17 protein-coding genes and 1 pseudogene are annotated in these 16,071 nt (G+C 66.8%); 14 read left to right on the top strand and 4 right to left on the bottom strand.

What is annotated here, in order from left to right; genetic code table 11:
• Positions 1 to 36: 36 nt before the first annotated feature.
• Positions 37 to 245, top strand: a pseudogene (locus ACFQXB_RS15010) (integrase); the annotation flags it as partial.
• A 271-nt stretch (positions 246 to 516) separates the two neighbouring features.
• Complete coding sequence (locus ACFQXB_RS15005; protein ID WP_377405479.1) at positions 517 to 1,422, top strand: transposase; 906 nt, start codon at positions 517 to 519, stop codon at positions 1,420 to 1,422.
• On the opposite strand, the gene ACFQXB_RS15000 is transcribed toward ACFQXB_RS15005, so the two are convergent.
• The gene (locus tag ACFQXB_RS15000) at positions 1,419 to 1,721 is read right to left on the bottom strand and encodes a hypothetical protein (protein ID WP_377405478.1); all 303 of its coding nucleotides are present in this window, start codon (positions 1,719 to 1,721) and stop codon (positions 1,419 to 1,421) included. The genes ACFQXB_RS15005 and ACFQXB_RS15000 overlap by 4 nt on opposite strands.
• Before the next feature lie 158 nt (positions 1,722 to 1,879).
• Here ACFQXB_RS15000 and ACFQXB_RS14995 point away from each other — a divergent pair, with 158 nt between their 5' ends.
• The 3 genes from ACFQXB_RS14995 (at position 1,880) to ACFQXB_RS14985 (ending at position 3,787) form a co-directional block, all read left to right on the top strand.
• The gene (locus ACFQXB_RS14995; protein WP_377405476.1) at positions 1,880 to 2,437 is read left to right on the top strand and encodes a DJ-1/PfpI family protein; all 558 of its coding nucleotides are present in this window, start codon (positions 1,880 to 1,882) and stop codon (positions 2,435 to 2,437) included.
• Between the two features lie 21 nt (positions 2,438 to 2,458).
• Positions 2,459 to 2,821 (top strand): ribbon-helix-helix domain-containing protein, encoded by a 363-nt coding sequence (locus ACFQXB_RS14990; RefSeq protein WP_377405474.1) that lies wholly within the window; start codon positions 2,459 to 2,461, stop codon positions 2,819 to 2,821.
• 456 nt (positions 2,822 to 3,277) lie between these two features.
• Positions 3,278 to 3,787: a TRAP transporter large permease subunit gene (locus ACFQXB_RS14985; protein WP_377405472.1), complete on the top strand. Its 510-nt coding sequence runs from the start codon at positions 3,278 to 3,280 to the stop codon at positions 3,785 to 3,787.
• Between the two features lie 142 nt (positions 3,788 to 3,929).
• Here ACFQXB_RS14985 and ACFQXB_RS14980 read toward each other — a convergent pair whose 3' ends face one another.
• Positions 3,930 to 4,643: a GntR family transcriptional regulator gene (locus ACFQXB_RS14980; RefSeq protein ID WP_377405470.1), complete on the bottom strand. Its 714-nt coding sequence runs from the start codon at positions 4,641 to 4,643 to the stop codon at positions 3,930 to 3,932.
• Positions 4,644 to 4,721: 78 nt separating this feature from the next.
• Between ACFQXB_RS14980 and uxaC the strand changes: the two genes are divergently transcribed.
• The 9 genes from uxaC to ACFQXB_RS14935 all read left to right on the top strand — a co-directional run bounded on the left by uxaC (position 4,722) and on the right by ACFQXB_RS14935 (position 13,801).
• Positions 4,722 to 6,128 carry a glucuronate isomerase gene (uxaC, locus tag ACFQXB_RS14975; protein WP_377405468.1) on the top strand — a complete coding sequence of 469 codons (1,407 nt, stop codon included), beginning with the start codon at positions 4,722 to 4,724 and terminating at the stop codon, positions 6,126 to 6,128.
• A gap of 35 nt (positions 6,129 to 6,163) precedes the next feature.
• Complete coding sequence (locus tag ACFQXB_RS14970; protein ID WP_377405466.1) at positions 6,164 to 7,135, top strand: TRAP transporter substrate-binding protein; 972 nt, start codon at positions 6,164 to 6,166, stop codon at positions 7,133 to 7,135.
• A 67-nt stretch (positions 7,136 to 7,202) separates the two neighbouring features.
• Positions 7,203 to 7,790, top strand: coding sequence for a TRAP transporter small permease (locus ACFQXB_RS14965; RefSeq protein ID WP_377405463.1), 588 nt, complete (start codon positions 7,203 to 7,205; stop codon positions 7,788 to 7,790).
• A 5-nt stretch (positions 7,791 to 7,795) separates the two neighbouring features.
• Positions 7,796 to 9,076, top strand: coding sequence for a TRAP transporter large permease (locus ACFQXB_RS14960; RefSeq protein WP_377405461.1), 1,281 nt, complete (start codon positions 7,796 to 7,798; stop codon positions 9,074 to 9,076).
• An 8-nt stretch (positions 9,077 to 9,084) separates the two neighbouring features.
• The gene (locus tag ACFQXB_RS14955) at positions 9,085 to 9,366 is read left to right on the top strand and encodes a cupin domain-containing protein (RefSeq protein ID WP_377405459.1); all 282 of its coding nucleotides are present in this window, start codon (positions 9,085 to 9,087) and stop codon (positions 9,364 to 9,366) included.
• A gap of 12 nt (positions 9,367 to 9,378) precedes the next feature.
• Entirely contained in the window at positions 9,379 to 10,203 is an 825-nt protein-coding gene (gene kduI / locus ACFQXB_RS14950; RefSeq protein ID WP_377405457.1) for a 5-dehydro-4-deoxy-D-glucuronate isomerase, read from the top strand.
• Positions 10,200 to 10,925, top strand: a complete 726-nt coding sequence (gene kduD / locus ACFQXB_RS14945; RefSeq protein WP_377405455.1) for a 2-dehydro-3-deoxy-D-gluconate 5-dehydrogenase KduD — start codon at positions 10,200 to 10,202, stop codon at positions 10,923 to 10,925. The genes kduI and kduD overlap by 4 nt, the downstream gene beginning before the upstream one ends.
• A gap of 1 nt (position 10,926) precedes the next feature.
• The gene (locus tag ACFQXB_RS14940; protein WP_377405704.1) at positions 10,927 to 12,333 is read left to right on the top strand and encodes a mannitol dehydrogenase family protein; all 1,407 of its coding nucleotides are present in this window, start codon (positions 10,927 to 10,929) and stop codon (positions 12,331 to 12,333) included.
• The gene (locus ACFQXB_RS14935) at positions 12,326 to 13,801 is read left to right on the top strand and encodes a UxaA family hydrolase (protein WP_377405453.1); all 1,476 of its coding nucleotides are present in this window, start codon (positions 12,326 to 12,328) and stop codon (positions 13,799 to 13,801) included. Before ACFQXB_RS14940 ends, ACFQXB_RS14935 begins: the two co-directional genes overlap by 8 nt.
• A gap of 4 nt (positions 13,802 to 13,805) precedes the next feature.
• Here the strand turns inward: ACFQXB_RS14935 and ACFQXB_RS14930 are convergent, their stop codons facing one another.
• Both ACFQXB_RS14930 and uxuA read right to left on the bottom strand, forming a co-directional pair.
• The gene (locus ACFQXB_RS14930; RefSeq protein WP_377405451.1) at positions 13,806 to 14,702 is read right to left on the bottom strand and encodes a sugar kinase; all 897 of its coding nucleotides are present in this window, start codon (positions 14,700 to 14,702) and stop codon (positions 13,806 to 13,808) included.
• Positions 14,699 to 15,910: a mannonate dehydratase gene (uxuA, locus tag ACFQXB_RS14925; RefSeq protein WP_377405449.1), complete on the bottom strand. Its 1,212-nt coding sequence runs from the start codon at positions 15,908 to 15,910 to the stop codon at positions 14,699 to 14,701. The genes ACFQXB_RS14930 and uxuA overlap by 4 nt, the downstream gene beginning before the upstream one ends.
• Positions 15,911 to 16,071: the final 161 nt, after the last annotated feature.

Raw genomic sequence — 16,071 nt, 5'->3', positions numbered from 1 at the left:
GGAATCTCCTCTCTCACCCTCATCTGATACGTGGCCGACATCCGCGCGCTGGTCGCCATCCTGCTCCATGACATGCGCGGCTTGCGCCGATCAGAGATTGTCAGCCTTGACCGGCACAAGGATGACACCATGGATGCTGGCGGCTGGAGCGACATTCTGGACGGCGGCGTGCTGATCACGTTGCGCGGGAGGACCGGCCGCGCGAGGGGGCAATCGGGCGCGGATCAGTCGATGAGTCCTGTCCTGCCCTGTCCATGCCCAGTTCGAGGCGCTGTTTGCCGGGCTGGACTGGCGCCGCCCGAATGTATCGCCCCAGTGAAGATCTGCTCATGCTACGAGGGAGACCGTAGCGATGCGTTTGGCGATGGACGAGAGCATCCAACCGGTGGACGGCGAAGCGGAAACGGCGCTGGTGATCGAGATCATCCAGGGCAAGCCAACGGTGGCCGAGGCGAGTCGTTCGTTTGACCTTCCGCCCTCCGGGATCGAGGGTTGGGTCGAGGGCGCGAAGCGGGGGTGGAGAACTCGCTTCGGGCCAATCCGCTCGATATTCGCGAGCAATACGAGAAGCAGCCAAAGGATCTGCAGGAGGCCTGCGGCGAAGCCATGCTGGAGCTGCGTCCCCAACAAAAGCTGCTGGCGGAGGGGGCCATGGTGCCCTTGGCCAAGCTCTGGGCCCGGTTCGGCGTGCCGCGGCGGACGGTCTGCTGCAAGCCGACCAAGGCCGCGCCGAAGGTCGATCCGCGCTTCGCCGAGCCGATCAAGGCGATGATCGAGAAGGAGCCATCCTTTGGCTACTCCACTGTGGCGTGGCTTCTGGGCTTCAACAAGAACACGGCGCAGAGGATCTTCCAGATCAAGGGCTGGCAGGTGCGCAAGCGCCCGGTCGGCATGCGTCTCCGCATCGAAGCCGTGCCATCGGTTGCCGCTGCGCCAAACGAATGCTGGTCGACCGGCCTGTGCCTGGTCTGGGCGGGTCGCGATGGCTGGACCACACTGGCCCTGGTCATCGACTGTCACACCCGCGCGCTTCCGGGCTGGCACCTGCCGCGCTCCGGCAAGGCCACGACGGCCGCCAGCGCGCTGGAGCACGCGTTGATCAACCGGGTCGGCGCGCTCGGTCGTGTTTACCAGGAGTTTCTTCCGAGACCCGGCAACGGCTTGGTCTTTACCAGTCGCAAATCCACGGTGCTGCCGCGCAGCTATGGGCTGAAACAGGAGTTCATCACGCCGCACTGCCCGCAACAGAACGGCATGATCGAGCGCTTGATCCGGACGCTGAAGGAGCAGCGCATCCACCGTCAGCGTTTCGACGGCATCCAGCACGCGACACGGGCCATGGACAACTGGGTCAGCTTCTACAACACCCGACGCCCGCATCAGTCGCTGGACATGCAGACACCCGCCGCAGCAATCCATTAGCGGCTTAACCCGAGCAGATCCCGCCGCGTCGATCCACAAGTGTCCGGTCGAAACGGGGGCCAGTTCATCGCGCTTGATAATCGATTTTTCCATAGGCGGGGCACTGGCCGCCGTGATGTCCAGCCGATCCGCTGGCCGAGGATGATCATCAGGATCGTCAGGGTCACGCGGCCGCCCAGCCGGTCATCCAGGTAGTCGGCGAGCAGCTTGTTGCGGGGGATTGGGCCGCAGGGGGCGGCAATGGGGGCATGGACAATGGCGGGGCCGTCGCCCTGCGCATGGACAAGGGCTTCGGTCATTGCCGGATCAGATCATCGCCGAAGGTGCTCATCTCTTCTCGTTCCAGGGTGCCTTGAGCGCCGCCGCCAGCGCGTCACCCCTTGTAGTATCCGGTTAACACCCGCCGGCGCGCGCCCTGTCGTAAACTGGATTTCCGTCAGCAAGGGGAGGATGCGAGATGGCAAAGATCCTGATGATTACCGGCGATTTCACCGAGGACTATGAAACAATGGTTCCGTTCCAGACGCTTCTTGCCTGCGGGCACAGCGTCGATGCCGTCTGTCCCGGAAAGCGGGCCGGAGACACGGTCAAGACGGCCATCCATGACTTCGAGGGCGACCAGACCTATTCCGAAAAGCCCGGACACAATTTCGCGCTGAACGCCGATTTCGACAGCACCGATCCCGCAGGATATGACGCGCTGGTGGTCCCGGGTGGGCGAGCGCCGGAATATCTGCGGATGAACAGCGAGGTTCTGGAAAAGGTCCGGCATTTCTTCGAGGCGGGCAAGCCGGTTGCGGCGATCTGCCATGGGGCGCAGCTTCTGGCTGCCGCGGGGGTGCTGAAGGGGCGGACCTGCTCGGCCTATCCGGCCTGCGCCTATGAAGTTGCCGCATCGGGCGGCACCTTTGCCGATATTCCGGTGACAGAGGCGGTGACCGATGGCAATCTGGTGACGGCGCCCGCCTGGCCCGCGCATCCGGCCTGGCTGAAGCAGTTCATGGCGCTTCTCTGACAGCAAGGGCAGGGGTTCGCGATGTGTGAGTTGTTCATCAAGGCCGATGCGGAGCAGTGGCAAAGCCGCACCCATTCGCTGCGCATCGACGGCGTGGTCACCTCGATCCGGATCGAGAACCACTTCTGGGCCACGCTGACCGAGATCGGCGCCCGCGACGGCATGACCGTCGCGCAGCTGATAACGAGGCTCTGGCACGAGGCCATGGATGCCGACCATGACCTGGGCAATTTCACGTCGTTCCTGCGGGTCTGCTGCAACCGCTACCACGCCTTGATCGCGGCGGGCGAGATATCGGCGGATCTGAACGTGCCCATTGCCGGGCATCCCGCCCGCGAGATCCTGGCGCGCGAGACCGCCCGGCGCAATCTGCGGGTGAACTGACCCGCCCGAAACGCGCGGCGAGACCCGCCGCAGAGGCGGCCAGACCGGGGTGCTTGCCAACACCCTGGAACGCGGCTTGGTCCACTCATCTTGCGTCGAGGGGCGGTCATCAGAGCGGCGGAGCATATGGGTGCGGCGCAGCCGCCGCTTGCGATCATGCCGCAGACCTTGTGGAAAGCATTCGTTCCCGAAGCCCGGCACAATGCCTGTCGTCTGGTGGCCTCTCGGCGCCGGTCACATCGCAACCTTGCGCCGGCCGCCGATTCAGTTCTTCAGATCGCAAGAGCCCCGGCCGCGCGATGCGTTCCGACCTGCGCGTCGCTGGCTGCAAAAGGCATGATCTGGCGCCTTTGCAATCAACGTTGGCCCAGTTTGCGCGATAACAGCGCTTGGCTGCCAGCGTTCCCTGCCCCTCCAAGCGGAAAGTCACACGGGTTCTCCTGTGACCCCGGCGTCATGACGCTGATGGGCCGCCTGGCGGGGAGCGAGCAGTTGCGCCGTGCAACCGCGGCGGTCACCACCGTCACCCTGACGCCAGTGCCGCCGTTTCTGATCGTGGGCGCGCTGCTGTTCCATTCGGGGCTGGCGCCGGGGGTGTTCGACGCGCCGGACAAGTGCTTTGGCGGCATTCGCCGGCGGCTGGCCTATCCGACAGTGGGCGGCGGCACGATCTTTGCCACGCTCTCGCATCGTCCATCGGGGACGACGCCGACGCCCGACATGATCAAGCGCGGCTACAAGAAATACATCATCATCATCGGGCCGATCATCGCGACCGGAGGCCTGGCGATGATCATTCCGCCCGCCTCTCTGGCGGTGCTGCTGGGGTGGGCTGGCGGACATCGAGGTCAGATCGCTTCTGAACGCAGGGCCGGTGCCGGGGCTGGTACTTGCAGTGCTTTATATAGCCGCGATCTGGCTGATGATCCGCCTCAATCCCGTGGCGGCGCCGGGCCATGCGCCTGAACGCCATCGCTGTGAGATCCTCGGCGGGCTGGTGCGGGATGTGTTGCCGATGGGCCGTGGCGCAGCCTTGTCGCCGCGTCCAGGTTTCAGGTCCGATCGCGCGGTCGCAGCTTTAGCCTTGCGATGCCCGCGTCCGGGGCTGTCAGGGAATGTCGGCGGCGGTCTCGAACATTTCGGGCCGGTCCTTTTTCAGCCGGTCGATGATCGACTGGATCTGGCTCAGGTGCAGCCGGAGGGCCGCCGCCGCCGCCTCGGCATCCCTGCGGCGCAGGGCGTCGAGAATCTGGCGGTGTTCCTCGATCACCCTGGGCGCGCCGAAGGACAGCGACAGGAACCGGGCTCGGTCCATATGCCCCTTGTTTTCCTTGACGAGCGTCCAGACGAATTCCAGCCCCGCCATCGTGCAGATGTCGCGGTGGAAACGGTCATCGAGTGCATGGAACTGCTGGTGATCGCCGGCTTCCAGTGTGACGCGCTGTTCCTCGATCAGGGTTTCCAGCCGGTCGTGATCTTCGGGCGTCAGGATGCGCGCAGCCTCGCGCATCACCGATTCCTCAAGTGCGGCGCGGATGAAATAGGCCTGTGTGACCGCCTGTTCGGAAATCGGCGTGACCGTGGTCGCGCGCTGCGGCCGGATCAGGATGAAGCCCAGTTGCGAGAGCCGGAAGAACGCATCGCGCACCGGCTGGCGCGACACGCCGGTCTGGGCTGCCACCTCGGCCTCGGACAGGCGGGTGCCGGGCGGCAGCGACAGGTCGATGACGCGCTGGTAAAGCAGGTCGAAGATCTGGTCCGTAACCGTGCGGGGCCGCATTTCGGCAAGGGCCGGCAGGGCGTGAGGTGTCGTCACAGGCATGGTGAACTCCGGATTGACCCAACTTGTAATCTAGCATATTAGTCGGCCAGATAGATGGCAAGACCGGGACGATCCTACATGACTTTGTTGTCGCAAGACCGTCTTTTTCCGTTGGAAGGCCGCGCCCGGGATCTGGCGCGCGCGCTTTACGACGGGATTCGCGACCTGCCGATCCTCAGCCCGCATGGCCATACCGATCCGCGCTGGTTCGCCGAGGATCAGCCCTTTCCCGACCCCGCCCAGCTTTTCGTGACGCCGGATCACTATGTCTTCCGCATGCTCTGTTCCCAGGGCATCGCGCTGACCGATCTGGGCGTGCCGCGCGCCGATGGCGGCCCCACCGAAACCGACGGGCGCAAGATCTGGCGGCGTTTCGCGGAAAACTACCACCTGTTCCGGGGCACTCCGTCGCGGCTGTGGCTCGACTACAGCTTTGAAAACGTGTTCGGGCTGGACCGCCGTCTTTCTTCTGACACCGCCGATCATTATTACGACCACATCGCCGATTGCCTGCAGCGCCCCGAATTTCGCCCCCGCGCTTTGTTCGAGCGGTTCAACATCGAGGCGATCGCCACGACCGAGGCCGCGACGGACGATCTGCGCTGGCACCGGATGATCCGGGAAAGCGGCTGGCAGGGCAGGGTCATCACCGCCTATCGCCCCGATGGCGTGATCGACCCGGAAATCGCGGGATTCGCCGAAAACGTGGCGCTGATGGGGCAGCAGACGGGCTTCGACACAGCGACCTGGGGCGGCTATCTGGATGCGCACCGGGCGCGGCGGGCCTTTTTCATCGAGCATGGCGCGACATCGAGCGACCATGGCCATGCGACGGCCCGGACCGAGGACCTGCCGCAGGATCAGGCGGCGGCGCTGTTCGCCAAGGCCCTGCGCGGCGAATGCTCGCCCGGGGAAGCCGACGCCTTCCGCGGTCATATGCTGACCGAAATGGCGCGGATGAGCCTGGAAGACGGCCTGGTCATGCAGATCCATCCGGGGTCGCGCCGCAACCATTCCGATCAGGTGCTGGCAATGTTCGGGCGCGACAAGGGCTTCGACATCCCCGGCCGCACCGATTATGTCGCGGCGCTGCGCCCGCTTCTGAACGCGGTGGGCATGGACCCGCGCCTGACGGTGATCCTGTTCACGCTGGACGAATCCGCCTATGCGCGCGAACTGGCGCCTTTGGCCGGGGTTTATCCGTGCCTTCGACTTGGCCCCGCATGGTGGTTCCATGACAGCGCCGAGGGGATGCGCCGCTTCCGCGAGATGACGACCGAAACGGCGGGGTTCTACAACACCGTTGGCTTCAACGACGACACGCGGGCCTTCTGCTCGATCCCCGCGCGGCACGACGTCGCCCGGCGGGTGGACTGCGCCTATCTTGCGACGCTGGTCGCGACCGGCCGGCTGGCCGAGGATGAGGCGCCCGAACTTGCGCATGAATTGACCTACGGGCTCGCCAGGCGGGCCTACAGGCTCTGAACTTCTGAACGGAAGATCACATGAGGGAGGAAAAGATGAAACTACTGACAACAACCGTGGCGGCACTGCTGGCCTCGGCGAGCTTTGCGGCCGCCTGCGAGATCACGCTGCGGTCCTCGGACACGCATCCCGACGGCTATCCGACCGTCGAGGGCGTCAAGGCCATGGCCGCCGAGATCCTGGACCGGACCGAGGGCCGCATCTGCATCGAGGTCTTCCCCTCGGCGCAGCTGGGCCAGGAACGCGACACGATCGAGCAGACCCAGTTCGGCGTGATCGACATGGTGCGCGCCTCCTTCGGGACCTTCAACGACATCGTGCCGGTGACGCGGACCTTCTCCTTGCCCTATCTGTTCCGCAACGTCGATCACATGCATGCGGTGATGGACGGCCCGATCGGCGAGGAAATCGGCGCGGCCTTCGAGGAACGCGATCTGGTGGTGCTGGCCTATTACGATGGCGGCGCGCGCAGCTTCTACAACTCTCAGCGCCCGATCAACGCGATGGAAGATCTGGCGGGCATGAAGATTCGCGTGATCCAGAACGACGTGTTCGTGGACATGATGGCAGCACTGGGCGCGACCGCGACGCCGATGCCCTATGGCGAGGTCTATTCCGCGATCCAGACCGGCGTGATCGACGGGGCGGAAAACAACTTCCCCAGCTATGACAGCTCCGGCCATGCCGAGGTGGCGCGCTACTTCACGCTGGACGAACACCTGATGGTGCCGGAACTTGTCGCGATGTCCAAGGCGACCTGGGACCGCCTCTCGCCCGAGGATCAGGAGATCGTCCGCGAGGCGGCGCGCAATTCATCGGCCACGCAGCGCCAGCTCTGGGCCGAGGCCGAGGCCGCCTCGGAAGAGCGTGTCATCGCGGCGGGCGCCGAGATCGTGCGCGACATCGACAAGCAGCCGTTCATCGACGCCATGGCGCCGGTCTACGAGAAATACGCAACCTCGCCCGAGGCGCAGGATCTGGTCGAGCGTATCCGCGCGACCGAATGACCGGGGCGGGCCGTCGCGTGGCGGCCCCTTCCTTTTCCTCTTGGGGATCTTTCCTGTGGAGATCGCGATGCGCGATGCCTTGATCGGAGTGGCCCGCCTGACCGGGGCCGTCGCACAGGCGGGGCTCTGGCTGGCCGGCGCCGGCCTTGTCCTGATGAGCGCCGTTGTCTTTGCGCAGGTGGTCGCGCGCTATCTGCTGGGGTTCAGCCTCTTCTGGGCGGAACCGGCGGCGGTGATGCTGATGGGCTGGTTCATCTTCATCGGCGCGGCTGTGGGCGTCAAGGAGGGCTATCACCTCTCGTTCGACGTGGGCCTGATGCTGGTGCCGGATCGCTGGCGCGCGTGGTTCCACACCCTGTCGGATATCGTCGTCACCGCCTTTGCGGTGGGGATGGTCTGGTTCGGCTGGCAACTGGCTGCGCGGGCCTCGACCGGCGTCGTGCCGGGGCTGGGAATTTCGCGCCTGTGGGATTTCGCGCCGCTGATCGGCGGGGGCGTGCTGCTGGTTCTCTTTTCGCTCGAACGAATCCTGCGCCGGGCGGCGGGGCTGAAGACGCGACGCTTTGGCGACATGGATGACGCGGCGGACGGCCTGCCCGATGGCAGCGCCGCCGAGGGCCGGGCCGAGGCCATGCTGGATGGCCGGAAAGAGTAAGGGCGATGGAATACTGGATTCTCTTCGGCAGCTTTGCCGGACTTCTGCTGATCGGCACGCCGGTTGCCTTTTGCCTCGGCGCGGCAAGCTTTTTCACGGTGCTCTATCTGGGCCTGCCGCCGGTCGTCGTGTTCCAGCGGCTGAATTCCGGCATCTCGGTCTTTGCGCTGATGGCGATCCCGTTCTTCATCTATGCGGGCGACCTGATGGTGCGGGGTGACATCGCCCGAAGGCTGGTGGCGCTGGCCGGCGCGCTGGTCGGGCATATGCGCGGGGGTCTGGGCCAGGTGAACATCACCGCAAGCCTGATGTTCGGCGGTGTGTCTGGCTCGGCCGCCGCGGATGCGAGCGCGGTCGGCGGCCTGATGGTGCCGCAGATGAAGGCCAAGGGCTATGACGTCGACTATGCGGTCAACATCACGGTGGTCAGCTCGATCATCGCGCTGATGATCCCGCCCAGCCACAACATGATCATCTATTCCATCGCGGCGGGCGGGCGGCTCTCGATCGCCGATCTGTTCACCGCGGGCATCATCCCGGGGCTTTTGCTGGCGCTGATGCTGATGGCCGCGGCCTGGTGGGTCGCGCGCAAGAAGGGCTACCCGACCGAGCCGTTCCCGGGGCTGCGGATGCTCGGCATCCTCTTCGTCTCGGCGCTGCCCGGGCTGATCCTGATCGCGATCATCTTCGGCGGTGTGCGGTCGGGCATCTTTACCGCGTCGGAAAGCAGCAATATCGCGCTGGTCTATGCGCTGGCGATCACCGCGCTGGTCTATCGCAGCCTGCCGTGGTCCGAATTCGTCGAGGCGACCAAGGGTGCCGTCCGCACCACGGCGATGGTCCTGCTGGTGATCGGCTGCGCCGCCTGTTTCGGCTGGCTTCTGGCCTATATGCGGGTGCCGGCGCAACTGGTCGAGATGTTGCAGAACGTGTCGTCGAACCCGATCGTCATCCTGCTGCTCATGAACGTGATGCTTCTGGTTCTGGGCACCTTCATGGACATGTCGCCGCTGATCGTCATCACGACGCCGATCTTCCTGCCCGTGGCAATGGCCTTCGGGGTCGATCCGGTCCATTTCGGGGTGATCCTGATCCTGAACCTCGGCATCGGGCTTTGCACCCCGCCGGTCGGCGCGGTGCTGTTCGTCGGCTGCGCGGTCGGGCGGATCAGCATCTGGCAGGTGATGCGCACGATCTGGCCGTTCTATGGGGCCGCCGTGGCGACCCTGATGCTTGTGACCTATGTGCCGGCGCTGTCGCTCTGGCTGCCATCGCTTTTCCGCTGAGGTTTCCGATGCCCGATCCTGTCCGAACCGTTCTGGCCCATGCGCCCGAACTGATGGTCGTCCGCTTTGCCTTTGAGGCGGGCGATCAGGGGGCGCTGCACAGCCACCCGCATGTGCAATCGACCTATGTCCAATCGGGCCGCTATCGCTTCACCGTGGCGGGACGGGACTTCGAGGTGGGGCCGGGCGACGCCTTTGTCATCCCCTCAGGCGCCGAACATGGCTGCACCTGCGTTGAAGGGGGCGTGCTGATCGACAGTTTCACGCCGCGGCGTGACGATTTTCTCTGAAAGGACCAGACCATGACGCATGTTGAGACCCGCCACGCGATCCACCCGGACCACGCCCGCGCCATGGACACGGCCACGCTGCGCCGGCATTTCCTGGTCGAGGGGCTGTTTGCGGCGGGCGAGATCCGGTTGACCTATACCCATTACGACCGGTTCGTGGTGGGCGGCGCGGTGCCGGAGGGCGCGGCGCTGGTGCTCGACCAGATCGCCGAGACCAGGACGCCCTCTTTCCTTGACCGGCGCGAGATGGGGATCGTGAACATCGGCGCCCCCGGCCGGGTCGAGGCCGCGGGGCAGGGCTGGGACATGGGCACGGGCGACGTGCTCTATCTCGGCATGGGCGCCGGCGCCGTGACGTTTTCGGGGCAGGGGCGGTTCTACATCACCTCGGCCCCCGCGCACCGGGCGCTGCCCCACCGGCTGGTGACGGTCGAAGAGGCCAAGAAGGTCGAGATGGGCGCGGTCGAGACCTCGAACAAGCGCACCATCAAGCAGTTCATCCACCCGCTGGTGATGGAGAGCTGCCAGCTGGTGCTGGGCTACACGACGCTGGAGGACGGCTCGGTCTGGAACACGATCCCGTCCCATGTCCATGACCGGCGGATGGAGGCCTATCTTTACCACGGCATGGCGCCGGAAGCCCGCGTGCTGCACCTGATGGGCGAACCGCAGGAGACACGCCACCTGTTCGTCGCCAACGAGCAGGCGGTGCTGTCGCCGCCCTGGTCGATCCATTCGGGCGCGGGGATCGGCGGCTATACCTTCATCTGGGCGATGGCCGGCGACAATGTCGATTATACCGACATGGACTTCATCCAGCCGGGGGACCTGCGATGAGCCCCTTTTCGCTGGCGGGCCGCACCGCGCTGGTGACCGGCGCGAATACCGGCATCGGGCAGGCCATCGCGGTGGCGCTGGCGCAGGCGGGGGCCGAGGTGATCGCCAGCGGCCGGCGCGATTGCGACGAGACGCTTGCGATGATGGGCTCCGGCCGCAGCCTGACGCTCGACTTCGCGGACCCGATGGCCGCGCGCGACGTCTTTGCCGCGGAACGGATCGACATTCTGGTGAACAATGCGGGCATCATCCGGCGCGAGGATGCGGTCGACTTCTCCGAGGCGGACTGGGACGACGTGATGGACACGAACCTCAAGGCGCTGTTCTTCACCTGTCAGGCCTTTGCGCGTGCCGCCCTGCCGCGCGGCATGGGCAAGATCGTCAACATCGCCTCGCTCCTGTCGTTTCAGGGGGGCATCCGCGTCCCGTCCTATACCGCGTCGAAACACGGGGTCGCGGGGCTGACCAAGCTGATGGCGAATGAATGGGCGGCCCGCGGGCTCAACGTCAACGCCATCGCGCCGGGCTATATCGAGACGAACAACACCGAGGCGCTGCGCGCCGATCCCGCGCGGTCGAAGGCGATCCTCGACCGCATCCCCGCCGGCCGCTGGGGCCGCCCCGAGGACATCGCCCAGACCGCCGTGTTCCTCGCCGCCCCGGCCTCCGACTACATCAACGGCGCAATCCTCAATGTCGATGGAGGCTGGCTTGCCCGCTAGGTTGCACCGCACCCCGTCCGCGGCGCCCGCCGGCATTGTCCATCTGGGGCTTGGCGCGTTTTTCCGGGCCCATGGCGCCATCTATGTCGCGCAGGCGATGGCGGCCTCGGGCGGCGATTGGGGCATCATCGGCGTGTCGCTGCAATCGCCGGGCACGCGCGACCGGCTGGCCCCGCAGGGCTGGGCCTATACGGCACTGGAACTGGGGCCGAAGGGCGAGACCCCGCAGGTCGTGACCGTGCTGCGCGATGTGCTGGTCGCGCCCGAAGACCCCCAGGCGGTGCTTGATGCCATGGCCGCGCCAAGTGTGCGGATCGTCAGCCTGACGGTGACGGAAAAGGGATATTGCCACGAACCCTCGACCGGCCGGCTGAACGCCGATCATCCGGATATCCGCCATGATCTGCAAAACCCGCTGCCGAAATCCGCGCCGGGCTTTCTGGTGCGGGCGTTGCAGGCGCGGCGGGCGGCGGGACTTGCGCCCTTTACCGTCCTTTGCTGCGACAACCTGCCGGAAAACGGCCATGTGGTGCAGGGGGTCGTGCTCGACCTTGCGCGGCTGATCGACCCGGGGCTTGCGGACTGGATCGCGGGGCAGGGGGCCTTCCCCTCGACCATGGTGGACCGGATCGTGCCCGCGACCACGCCCGCCGATATCGACCGGCTGGCGGCCCTGACCGGCGCGCGGGACGAGGCGCCGGTGATGCACGAACCCTTCCGCCAATGGGTGGTCGAGGACCGGTTCTGCGCCGGCCGCCCCGACCTGGGCGCGGTGGGGGTGCAGCTGGTCGCCGATGTGACGCCCTACGAACACATGAAGCTCCGGATGCTCAACGGCGCCCATTCGAGCCTTGCCTATCTCGGCTATCTGGCCGGGCATGAGACGATTGCCGATACGGTCGCCGACCCGGTCTTTGCGGCTTTTGCCCAAAGGCTGTGGCGGGCCGAGATCATCCCCGCGCTGACCCCGCCCCCGGGCGAGGATCTGGCCGCCTATGCCGGTGCACTGGCCGAACGCTTTGCCAACCCCGCGATCCGGCACCGCACCTGGCAGATCGCGATGGACGGAAGCCAGAAGCTGCCGCAGCGCATCCTTGGCACCATCGCCGAGAACCGCGCGGCGGGGCGGCCCGTGCCGGGGCTGACGCTCGCTGTGGCGGCATGGATGCGCTATGTCTCGGGCCGGGATGAAAAAGGCGCGCCGATCGAGGTCAAGGACCCGCTCGCCCCCCGTCTGGCTGCGCTCTGGCGGGACGATCCGGCGGAAACGGTTGCGGGATTTCTGGCGCTGGCCGAGGTCTTTCCGAAGGCGCTGCGCGAGGATGCGGGCTTTGCCGCCGATCTGAGCGGGGCGCTGCGGGGACTGATTGCAGACGGCGCACGCGCCGGGGTCGCCGCCCATGGCTGAGCCTCTGATCCTTGACCCTGCCGACAGCGTGGCGATCCTGACCGAACGGGGCGTGGCCCCCGCCGGGCACAAGATCGCCCGCCGGGCAATCGCTGCGGGCGAGGCGGTGGTGAAATTCGGCCAGATCATCGGCTATGCGACCGCAGACATTGCCCCCGGTGAACATGTGCACAGCCACAACCTCGCCTTCGGGGACCATGATCGCGCGTCCCGACCCGGCGCGGGGCTAGCGGCGGCCGAGGCGGTGCTGGCGCGCCATCGCGGCCCCGCCCTGCATTTTCAGGGCTATCACCGCGCGGGCGGACAGGTGGGCACCCGCAACTATATCGCGCTGGTGGCGACGGTGAATTGTTCCGCCACCGTGATCCGGATGGCGGCGCAGGAATTGCAGGCCGAGGGCGCGCTGGCCCCCTATCCGAACGTGGACGGGGTGGTGGCCTTTGCCCATGGCACCGGCTGCGGGATGGCCGATAGCGGGCCGGGGTTCCGCGCGTTGCAACGGGTGCTGACGGGCCATGCGGGCCACCCCAATGTTGGCGCGGCGCTGTTCGTCGGTCTGGGGTGCGAGGTGATGCAGATCGCCCGGATGAAGCAGGAACTGGGCGCGGCGGCGCGCTTTCACGGCCTTACCATTCAGGACAATGGCGGCACGCGCGCGACGATCGAGGCGATCAAGGCCCGCATCCGCCAGTTGCTGCCCGAGGTGAACACCGCCCGCCGTGCCACAGCCCCGGTCAGCGCGCTGCGGATCGGGTTGCAATGCGGCGGCTCGGACGGGTTTTCGGGGATCACCGCAAACCCCGCGCTGGGGGTGGCAAGCGACATGCTGGCGGCGCAGGGGGCCTCGGTCGTGCTGTCGGAAACGCCGGAAATCCACGGCGCGGAACGCCTGCTGATCGAACGCGCCGCCCGCCCGGAGATCGCGGAAAAGCTGCTGGAACGTCTGCGCTGGTGGGAAGGCTACACGGCGATGAACGGCGCCTCGCTCGATAACAACCCGAGCCCGGGGAACAAGGCCGGGGGCCTGACCACGATCCTTGAAAAATCGCTGGGCGCGGTGGCCAAGGCCGGCGGCACGCCGCTGAACGCCGTTCTGGATTACGCGGAACCGATCACCGCGCCGGGGCTGAGTTTCATGGACACGCCCGGCTATGACCCCGTTTCGGCCACGGGTCAGATCGCGGGGGGTGCGCAGCTGATCGTCTTCACCACCGGGCGGGGGTCGGCCTTTGGCTCGAAACCCGCGCCCACGATCAAGCTTGCGACCAACGATGCGCTGTTCCGGGCGATGCGCGACGACATGGACCTGAACTGCGGCGACGTGCTGTCTGGCGTGCCGCTGGAGGAAAAGGGGCGCGAGATCGTCGATCTGATCCTGCGCACCGCCTCGGGCGAGGCGACGCGCAGCGAGGCGCTGGGGCTGGGCGATAACGAGTTCCTGCCCTGGCAGATCGGCGCGGTTGTCTGACGCCTCAGACCGCGTCCGGCACCAGCGCCCCGCGATGGGCGATGACCCGGCGGCTGAGACTGTGTGCCGCGCGGATCGCATCGACCGGGGCCTGGCCGTCCAGCCGCGCCGCGATGTAGCCCGCATTGAAACTGTCGCCCGCCGCCGTGCTGTCCACCGGTCGGTCGCGGGGCAGGGCGTCCACCACCCCATCCCCGTCGCGCCCGCCAAAGGCCACCGGGCCGCCGCCGTTCTTGACCACGACATGCCCCGCCCCCGCGCCCAGATAGCGCGCGATGGTGGCCGCCGCGTCGGCATCGCCGAAATGCACCGCCTCATCGTCAAAGCTCGGCAGGACCAGATCGGCGAGGGCGGCCATGCGCATGATCTCGGAGCACATCACATCCGTCCCGGGCCAGAGCCGGGGCCGCAGGTTCGGGTCAAAGACGATGGTGCAGCCCGCATCCTGCGCCGCCGCCAGCGCCGCAAGCAGCGCCTCGCGCCCCGCCTGCGGCAGGATCGCCAGCGTGATCCCCGACAGATAGGCCAGATCGCAATCGGCCAGCGCCGCGGCCAGCAGGCCGGGGTCGTCCGCCAGCCGCTTGGCGGCGGATGTGTCGCGCCAATAGCTGAAGCTGCGTTCGCCCTCGGTCAGGGTGATCGCGTAAAGGCCGATCTCGCGCGCGGGGTCCTCGGCCAGATGGGTGGTGTCGATCCCGGCCTCCTCCATGAAGCGGCGGGCATGCCGGGAAAACTCGCCCGTCCCCACACGCGACAGATAGCCCACGCGATGCAGCGGCCCCAGCAGGCGGCGCAGATACCAGGCCGTGTTCAGCGTATCCCCCGCGATTCCGAGCCGCCAGAGATCGCCCTCGGCCGAAAGCTCGACCATCGCCTCGCCGATGCAGAGGATCCGGGTCATGCGCCGAAACCCGCGTGGCGCAGGCCCAGCTCGACCCCGCGCAACTCTGCCAGCCCCTTGAGCCGCCCGATCGCCGGATAGCCCGGCTGCCCGCCCCGGCCGATATCGTCAAGGATGTCCTGCCCGTGATCGGGGCGCATCGGGATCTGCCAGTCATCGCGGCCCGCAGCCTTGCGCCGGGCCTCTTCCTCGAGGATCGTGGCGATCAGGGCGGCCATGTCGGTCTGCCCGCCCAGATGTTCGTCCTCGAAGAACGAGGCCGGGATCGTATCGCTGTCGCGGCGCACATTGCGCAGATGCAGGAAATGCACCCGGTCGCCCAGCCGGCGCATCATGCCCGGCAGGTCGTTGTCATGCCGCGCCCCCAGCGAGCCGGAGCAGAGCGTGATGCCGTTCGCGGGCAGGTCCACGGCGGCCATACGTTCCGCATAATCCGCCTCGGTCGACATGATGCGCGGCAGGCCCAGCAGGGGGAAGGGTGGGTCATCCGGGTGGCAGCAAAGCCGCATCCCCAGATCCTGCGCCACGGGCGCCACCTGTTCCAGAAAGTCGTTGAAGTTGCGCCGCAACACGGCATCCGTCACCGGCACATAGGTCGCGAGCAGGTCGCGCAGATCGGCCGTCGTCAGCCGCTCGGCGGCGCCCGGCAGACCGAAGACGATATTGGCGGCCAGCGCCTCGCGCGCCGCGTCGGTCATCGCGGCAAAGCGGCGGGCCGCCTCTTCCCGCAGGTCCTCGGGGAAATCTTCGGCGGCGCCGGGGCGGGCCAGGATATGGATGTCGAAGGCCGCGAAATCGGCAAGGTCAAAGCGCATGCAGCGGGCGCCGGTGGGCCGCGCCCAGGTCAGATCGGTGCGCGTCCAGTCGAGCACCGGCATGAAGTTGTAGCAGATCACCCGCAGCCCGGCCGCGTGCAGGTGATGAAGCGATTGGTTCCAAGCCGCGACATGCTCGCGCCAGTCGCCGGTCTGGGTCTTGATCGCCTCGCTGACCGGCAGGCTTTCGACCACCTCCCACTTCAGGCCCGAGGGTCTGCCGTCGCGCATCGTCGCGATATCCGACTGGCGGCGGGCGATTTCCTCGGGCGTCCAGACCGCGCCGGTCGGAACGTGATGCAGCGCGCTGACGACGCCCTGCACCCCTGCCTGAAGCATCGTGTCCACCGAAACCGGGTCTGCCGGCCCGAACCATCGCCATGTCTGTCGCATCTGTGCCTCATCCAAGGGGCCACGGGGTCGCGCCCCACCTGGGAGGGAGATATAGCATACTAACATATCAGTAAAGCAGGAGTTGCAGGCTCATCCCGGGCGGGGACGGTCGACCGGCAGCACGACTTGACCTGCTGCCGCGGAGGGCAGCACCTCAAAGG

The organism is Halodurantibacterium daqingense (assembly GCF_042666235.1).
Lineage (GTDB): Bacteria > Pseudomonadota > Alphaproteobacteria > Rhodobacterales > Rhodobacteraceae > Halodurantibacterium > Halodurantibacterium daqingensis.
This window is presented reverse-complemented; position numbering and strand designations above follow the sequence as displayed.

Bases quoted from the DNA above. Each gene is read 5' to 3' on its own strand.
- ACFQXB_RS14960 (WP_377405461.1), top strand. From the start codon at position 7,796: ATGGAATACTGGATTCTCTTCGGCAGCTTTGCCGGACTTCTGCTGATC.
- uxaC (WP_377405468.1), top strand. From the start codon at position 4,722: ATGACTTTGTTGTCGCAAGACCGTCTTTTTCCGTTGGAAGGCCGCGCC.
- ACFQXB_RS14990 (WP_377405474.1), top strand. From the start codon at position 2,459: ATGTGTGAGTTGTTCATCAAGGCCGATGCGGAGCAGTGGCAAAGCCGC.
- ACFQXB_RS14985 (WP_377405472.1), top strand. From the start codon at position 3,278: ATGACGCTGATGGGCCGCCTGGCGGGGAGCGAGCAGTTGCGCCGTGCA.
- kduD (WP_377405455.1), top strand. From the start codon at position 10,200: ATGAGCCCCTTTTCGCTGGCGGGCCGCACCGCGCTGGTGACCGGCGCG.
- ACFQXB_RS14980 (WP_377405470.1), bottom strand. From the start codon at position 4,643: ATGCCTGTGACGACACCTCACGCCCTGCCGGCCCTTGCCGAAATGCGG.
- ACFQXB_RS15000 (WP_377405478.1), bottom strand. From the start codon at position 1,721: ATGACCGAAGCCCTTGTCCATGCGCAGGGCGACGGCCCCGCCATTGTC.
- ACFQXB_RS14995 (WP_377405476.1), top strand. From the start codon at position 1,880: ATGGCAAAGATCCTGATGATTACCGGCGATTTCACCGAGGACTATGAA.
- kduI (WP_377405457.1), top strand. From the start codon at position 9,379: ATGACGCATGTTGAGACCCGCCACGCGATCCACCCGGACCACGCCCGC.
- ACFQXB_RS14930 (WP_377405451.1), bottom strand. From the start codon at position 14,702: ATGACCCGGATCCTCTGCATCGGCGAGGCGATGGTCGAGCTTTCGGCC.
- ACFQXB_RS14935 (WP_377405453.1), top strand. From the start codon at position 12,326: ATGGCTGAGCCTCTGATCCTTGACCCTGCCGACAGCGTGGCGATCCTG.
- ACFQXB_RS14965 (WP_377405463.1), top strand. From the start codon at position 7,203: ATGCGCGATGCCTTGATCGGAGTGGCCCGCCTGACCGGGGCCGTCGCA.
- uxuA (WP_377405449.1), bottom strand. From the start codon at position 15,910: ATGCGACAGACATGGCGATGGTTCGGGCCGGCAGACCCGGTTTCGGTG.
- ACFQXB_RS14970 (WP_377405466.1), top strand. From the start codon at position 6,164: ATGAAACTACTGACAACAACCGTGGCGGCACTGCTGGCCTCGGCGAGC.
- ACFQXB_RS14955 (WP_377405459.1), top strand. From the start codon at position 9,085: ATGCCCGATCCTGTCCGAACCGTTCTGGCCCATGCGCCCGAACTGATG.